This window comes from Salidesulfovibrio brasiliensis JCM 12178, assembly GCF_001311825.1.
Lineage (GTDB): Bacteria > Desulfobacterota > Desulfovibrionia > Desulfovibrionales > Desulfovibrionaceae > Pseudodesulfovibrio > Pseudodesulfovibrio brasiliensis.
In genome coordinates this window covers 1-5,662 of the sequence record NZ_BBCB01000131.1, presented here as the reverse complement: position 1 = coordinate 5,662, position 5,662 = coordinate 1, and the positions used below count along the sequence as shown (strand labels likewise).

At 63.0% G+C, this 5,662-nt stretch carries 8 protein-coding genes; 3 read left to right on the top strand and 5 right to left on the bottom strand.

The window, feature by feature from the left end; all coding sequences use genetic code 11:
* On the top strand, positions 1–359 hold a 359-nt coding region (locus tag JCM12178_RS18820; protein ID WP_500799078.1), incomplete at its 5' end, for a Rossmann-fold NAD(P)-binding domain-containing protein.
* A 10-nt stretch (positions 360–369) separates the two neighbouring features.
* On the opposite strand, the gene JCM12178_RS16805 is transcribed toward JCM12178_RS18820, so the two are convergent.
* The 5 genes from JCM12178_RS16805 to JCM12178_RS20105 all read right to left on the bottom strand — a co-directional run bounded on the left by JCM12178_RS16805 (position 370) and on the right by JCM12178_RS20105 (position 3,796).
* A complete protein-coding gene (locus tag JCM12178_RS16805) occupies positions 370–759 on the bottom strand; it encodes a universal stress protein (RefSeq protein WP_369404553.1) in 390 nt (129 codons plus the stop codon).
* Between the two features lie 97 nt (positions 760–856).
* Positions 857–1,825: a serine/threonine-protein kinase gene (locus JCM12178_RS16800; protein WP_054653100.1), complete on the bottom strand. Its 969-nt coding sequence runs from the start codon at positions 1,823–1,825 to the stop codon at positions 857–859.
* Positions 1,826–1,968: 143 nt separating this feature from the next.
* Entirely contained in the window at positions 1,969–2,520 is a 552-nt protein-coding gene (gene amrA / locus JCM12178_RS16795) for an AmmeMemoRadiSam system protein A (protein ID WP_054653098.1), read from the bottom strand.
* Positions 2,520–3,542, bottom strand: a complete 1,023-nt coding sequence (locus JCM12178_RS16790; protein ID WP_245628843.1) for an MFS transporter — start codon at positions 3,540–3,542, stop codon at positions 2,520–2,522. Before JCM12178_RS16790 ends, amrA begins: the two co-directional genes overlap by 1 nt.
* A 2-nt stretch (positions 3,543–3,544) precedes the next feature.
* Positions 3,545–3,796, bottom strand: a complete 252-nt coding sequence (locus JCM12178_RS20105) for a hypothetical protein (protein ID WP_245628842.1) — start codon at positions 3,794–3,796, stop codon at positions 3,545–3,547.
* Positions 3,797–3,891: 95 nt separating this feature from the next.
* Here JCM12178_RS20105 and JCM12178_RS16785 point away from each other — a divergent pair, with 95 nt between their 5' ends.
* Positions 3,892–5,133 (top strand): bifunctional cobalt-precorrin-7 (C(5))-methyltransferase/cobalt-precorrin-6B (C(15))-methyltransferase, encoded by a 1,242-nt coding sequence (locus tag JCM12178_RS16785; protein WP_054653096.1) that lies wholly within the window; start codon positions 3,892–3,894, stop codon positions 5,131–5,133.
* A 50-nt stretch (positions 5,134–5,183) separates the two neighbouring features.
* Positions 5,184–5,576 carry a 3D domain-containing protein gene (locus JCM12178_RS16780; protein ID WP_054653094.1) on the top strand — a complete coding sequence of 131 codons (393 nt, stop codon included), beginning with the start codon at positions 5,184–5,186 and terminating at the stop codon, positions 5,574–5,576.
* Positions 5,577–5,662: the final 86 nt, after the last annotated feature.

The following is a 5,662-nucleotide window of genomic DNA, read 5'->3' as shown; positions in this document are numbered from 1 at the left end:
CTCGCCGTTTTTTCGGGTCGGGCGCGGCGGAAAAGACCCAGCCGGGCATCGGGAGCTACTGCGCCGCAAAAGCCGCCGAAGAGCACCTCGCCCGGCAGCTCGCCGTGGAAGCCCCGGACATCCTGACAGTGATCTGGCGGCCCGGCATCGTCGAAGGAACCATGCAGCGGCAAGCCCGTGAATCCGAAGGAGCCTGCGCCGAACAGCTCCAGTCCGTATTCCGGCCATGGAAGGAGCAGGGCATGCTCATCACGCCCGAAGAGTCGGCTCTCGGCCTCATCGAATTCCTTGAGGACCGGCCCGAAAACTACCACGGCCGCGTTGCCGACATCAGGACCGTGAACCTCCGCAAACGCTGACCGGAACGAACTAGGACACGACCCACACCGTGCAGTCCCGCGCCGAGTGGACGATCTTGTTGGACACCGATCCGAACAGGAACTCTTCGGCCTTGGAAAGCCCGCGCCGTCCTACCACGACCGTCCCGAACCCGCCGCTCTTCACGGTCTCCAGAATCTCCAGCGCGATGCTGGTTCCCCGGCTGCACCGTGCGGCGCTTTCGTTGAAGGGCGAATGGCAGAAAGCCACGTAGTCTTCAAACACTGAGCCATCAGGCGCACCGAGCCCCTCGAGTCGCAACCTCGCCTTGCCCAGAAACTCTTTCAGTTCCCGCCGCGTCTCGGTGCAGACCGCCTGCCACGCTTCATCGTCCGCAAAGAGATCGCGGCTCGGCAGCTGCTCGATGCACAGAAGATGCACTTCGAATCCGGGTGCCCCCCCACGACCTTGCCCGCGTACTCTACGGCACGCATGGCGTTCTCGCTCGCATCCACGGCAATGAGGATCTTCCTGGCATTCATTCTGACCTCCTTTCAGGCTTCGGCAGCATGTCGAGGCACGGCCGCAGGTCGGCCAGCATCTCTGCCACGGAATCGTAAAACACTTCCGCTCCCTCGGAGAAATGAAGGAGCACGTTGTTGAGTGGTTCGGGGATGTACGGAAACAGCCGCCGCAGGTTCACCAGCCGGTTCTTGATGATGGGCGAAAAATCCGATTGGCGCACGTCCCCGCCGCCCGGCATGTCGCGGAACACCTGCGGCGTGTAGATTCTCTTGCCCACGATGAACAGCAGGCAGTTTCCCAGACCGTAAAGGTCCAGCGCAAAGGGGTTGGCCCGAGCCTCGTAGGCGTAGTCGAAATCCAGCCAGCGCCCTTGCCCGGTGCGGGTCTCCAGCCAAAGGTGATCGCGCCGAACGTCCCCGTGCTGCTCGCCGTGTTCATGCAGGAACCCGATGGCTTCAGACGCCTCCACAAAGACATCCAGCGCGTCTCGCAGGCTTTCATGAAAATACTGCTCATGATTGCCGGGCAGCGCGTCCACCACCTCATCGTAGCGCTTGCCCCGGATGACCTCCAACACGCGCACCAGATTCCCGGCCTCATCCCGCAACGAGAAGCCGTGCATGAACCGTGGGTCATCGGCCACCAGATCAAGAATCCGGGCCTCCTTGGTTGGGCTGCGGAAGCTGCGAATGCTGGCAGGCCCGACCTTCTGGTAGAATTCCTCGTGGAAAACCAGCTTGAGAATGGCCGGTTCGCCGGTTTCAAGGCAGCGGCAGCGCTTGACCCAGAACTTGAAGTCCTCGATGCCGAAGCGCCGTTCCGCCTCGTCGCGCAGCACCATGTAGTGCCGGTCGCCCAGCTTGATGACGTCGCCGTATCCCACGGCCATGAAATCGGTGGTATCGGTCACCAGTCGCCCGATCCGCCTGGCCGGAAAGCTGGGCATGCTCGCTGTGACCAGTTCCCTGATGTCGGTGCTCATGAGACCTCCCTGATTCAACCGTATGAATCAGAAAGGTGCATGAAATGATTTTCGGACTCCCGCTCAGGGTAACAGGCAAAAAATAACGGCGAAACCGCACAGTCGCGGTATCGCCGTCAGGAATTGGTCTCTTTCGGACGTATCTAGAATATTTCGGCCTCGAACCAGAAGATGTCGGTGCCTACCTTGTTCCAGCAGTCCTCCGGAAGTCCGGCCTTGCGGCAGGTATTGGAGAGGAATTCGTACTTGTCCCAGCCCTGTTCTTCTGCCACCTGCGGCAGGAGCAGCCCGACGTTCTGACCGCGCTGAACGATCAGGCCGTGACGACCCACCACGATCTGCTCCGGGGAGCGGCAGTAGTTCACGGGCGAGAGAACGGAAATCTCGATTTCCAGCACTTCGGCCTCGTCCTCGGTCACGGGCGGGAAGCGCGGATCCTGAAAGGCGGCGGCGCGGGCCATGTTCCAGATGGTCTTGTAGAGCGGGCCGCTGCCCTGCACGTTGCCGATACAGCCGCGCAGGCTGCCGCCGATCTTGAGGGTCACGAACGCGCCCAGCTCCTTGGTGAGCTTGTGATCATCCGGCTCGGCCGGGATCTCGTCGTCGCCCGAAAACTTGCCTTTGATGGACGAGGCCACGAGGTCTTTGAGATACTGTTTTTCCTTTTCACTGAGCCTGAAACTGAAGTCGGACATTATGGATTCTCCTCAGGGGTTTGATGTCGTTTGACCGGTGGCACGGCCAGCAGCAGGGCCAGCCCGAGCACAAAAAGTGCGACCACCGAGACCATGCCCGCGCGCTGACTCTGCGCGGCCAGCGTGATGCGGCCCACAAGCAGCGGGCCGAGAAACGCCGTGACCTTGCCGGACAGGGCGAACAGGCCGAAAAACTGGTTTCGAAGCTCCGGAGGTGCCGCATGGGCGAGGTAGGAGCGGCTGGAGGCCTGCACGGGCCCGACGAATATACCTACCGCGAGCCCGAAAATCCAGAAGAGGGTGACATCCGTCACCGCCAGCGTCGCCACTGCCGAGGCGATCAGCCCGACAAGCGAGACTATGAGCGTCTTTCGCGGCCCGGAATTGTCATCGAGCCACGCAAATCCCGCCGCGCCCAATCCGGCAGTGACGTTCAGCCCGATGCCGAACAGGATCACCTGCGAAGTGTCCATGCCGAACGTGCCCGCCGCATAGATGCCGCCAAAGGCGAACAGCGTGGTCAGCCCGTCGTTGTAGAGCATCCGGGCCAGCAGGAAAAGGCCTACGTCCCGGTACTTCCGGGCGTGCGCCAACGACTGCCTGATCTGGCCGAATCCCTCCCGCACTGCCTCGCCGAGCGGCCGCCCCGTGGACGGCGTGTCCGGCGTGCGCAAGAACATGGGCAGGGCAAACACCGCATACCAGAGCGCGGAAAAGAGCATGGCCGCACGCACATGCACGGCGTCGGCCCGCGGAAGCTGCACAAGCGCGCTGTCGTCGATGAAGCCGTACAGCGCGGTGATGAGACAGATCAGCCCGCCCGCGTATCCCATGGCCCAGCCCCAACCGGACCAGCGGCCAAGCCTGTCCTCTGGGACAAGGTCCGGCAACATGGCGTTGTAGAAAATCTGGGCCGACTCCGAAGCCGTGACCCCGATGAAGGCCAGTCCCACCGCAAGGGCGGCATAGGCAGGATCTGGCTTCACGAACCAGAGCAGCGCGGTGGCCACGATGCAGACCACGGTCAGAACCGCGATCCACGCTTACGCCGCCCCGTGTGATCGGCCACGGCCCCCACCAGCGGCCCGGAAAGCCCCACGCATAGCCCGGCAAGGGACATGGCGTTGCCCCACATGGCGGTGCCGGTGGCTTCGTCCGCAGCCACTGCAGCCGTAAAATACGCGGCGAACACAAAGGTCTGCACCAGCGTGTTGAACCCGGCATTGGCCCAATCATAAAAAGCCCATGCCCATATGCCGCGCGGTTTGCCGCCCATTCTTCCTCCGGTTTCGGCCACCCTGCCGTCCCGGTGAGGAAAAGGCAAGGCGATGATGCTTTTCACGGACAGGCTGTTGGGGTACAACACCGGCCATGGCAATCACCGAACCCGTTCTCGTTCTGGGCATGAGCCCCGGCTCCCTCGACCTTCCCGCCGAGGGTAAAGACGCCCTCTCGCGCGCCACCATCATCGCGGGCGGCAGGCGGCTACTCAACTCGCTGCCCGAAGATGCCGCCCCGAAAGCCGAACGCCTGACCATCAGCGCACCGCTCGACAAAGTGGTGCGCAAGCTGCGAAGCGCCGCCGAATCCGGAGGCCGCGTCGTGGTGCTGGCCGACGGCGACCCGCTCTTCTTCGGCATCGGCAACATGCTCGGCCGCGAACTCGGCCGTGAGAACATCAGCGTGACGCCCGCCCTGAGCACCCTGCAACTGGCCGCCGCCCGGCTCGGCATCCCATGGGAACGCACTGTCTCGGTCTCCCTGCACGGTCGTAACGACTTCACCCCGCTCTTTGCCGCGTTGGTCCGCGCCGACACCATCGCCGTCTTCACCGACGAACAGAACGACCCCGCCGCCGTGGCCCGCGCCATGCTGGAGCGCGGCGCAGACGGCTTTACCATGACCGTGCTCGAACGCCTCGGAACACGCGGCGAATCCGTACGCCGAATCCCGCTGGAAGACACCTGGGGCATGGGCTTTGATCCGCTGAACATCGTGTTTCTGGAACGCGAGTACCCGCCGGAGATCCCCCTCAGACTGGGCATCCCGGACCATTACTATTTCCATCAACGCGGACTGATTACCAAGCTCCCAGTGCGCTCCACCGGCCTCGCCCTGCTTGCCGTCACTCCCGGCTCCACCGTCTGGGACCTCGGTGCAGGCTGCGGCTCCGTGGCGATCGAGGCCTCCCACCTCGTGGTCGAAGGCCACGTGGTTGCTGTTGAACGCGACCGCACCCGCGCGGCAATGATCCGCGAAAACCAGCGGCGCATGGGCGCATGGCTGGTGGAAGTCGTCAACGACGCCCTGCCCAAATGCCTTGACCGCCTCCCGGACCCGGACCGCGTATTCATCGGTGGCGGGCTCGGCGGCGAATCCAACAAGGAAACCGATCTGCTCAAGGCCGTGGCCGAGCGCCTGCGTCCCGGCGGCCGCGTTGTGGCCCACTGCATCCTGCTGGACACCCTGCACCGCACCAAAGCCTTCTTCATGGAACGCGGTTGGCTCTTCGGCGTGACCCAGCTTCAAGCCAACGAGGCCGATAAACTCGCCGGAGACATGCGCTTCAAGGCAGCCAACCCGGTCTTCGTGCTCTGGGCCGAAAAACCCTGACCCCACGTCGCCTTGCGGGAATCCCGCCAATACCCTACCATTCCCGCAACATGAAAAAACTCCTCATCATACTCGCCCTGCTTGCCGCCGTGCTGCTGGGCATAGGCTGGAACGTGCCCAACCCGGTCCTCTGGAACAGCATGGAAGTCACGGCCACCGCCTACAATTCCACCCCCGGACAAACCAGCGGGCACCCCTTCATCGCCGCATGGGGCGACCGCCTCAAGCCCGGCATGAAATGCATCGCCGTTTCCCGCGACCTCATTCCCCTCGGACTCGACCACCGCACCAAAGTCTACATCGAAAACATAGGCGGCCCATATCTCGTGTTGGACAAGACCAACAAGCGCTTCGAGAAACGCATCGACATCTACTACGGCGTGGATGTTCAGGCTGCTCGGGAATTCGGGATCAAGACCGTCACGATTTTCTGGAAAGACTAAAGGCGTTTTTGGGTGGAGAGGGGGGTTGTTCCCGCTAAATTGCCGCTGGGTTCGGTTCCGGGAGATCGCCCGCGGGCATGCCGATT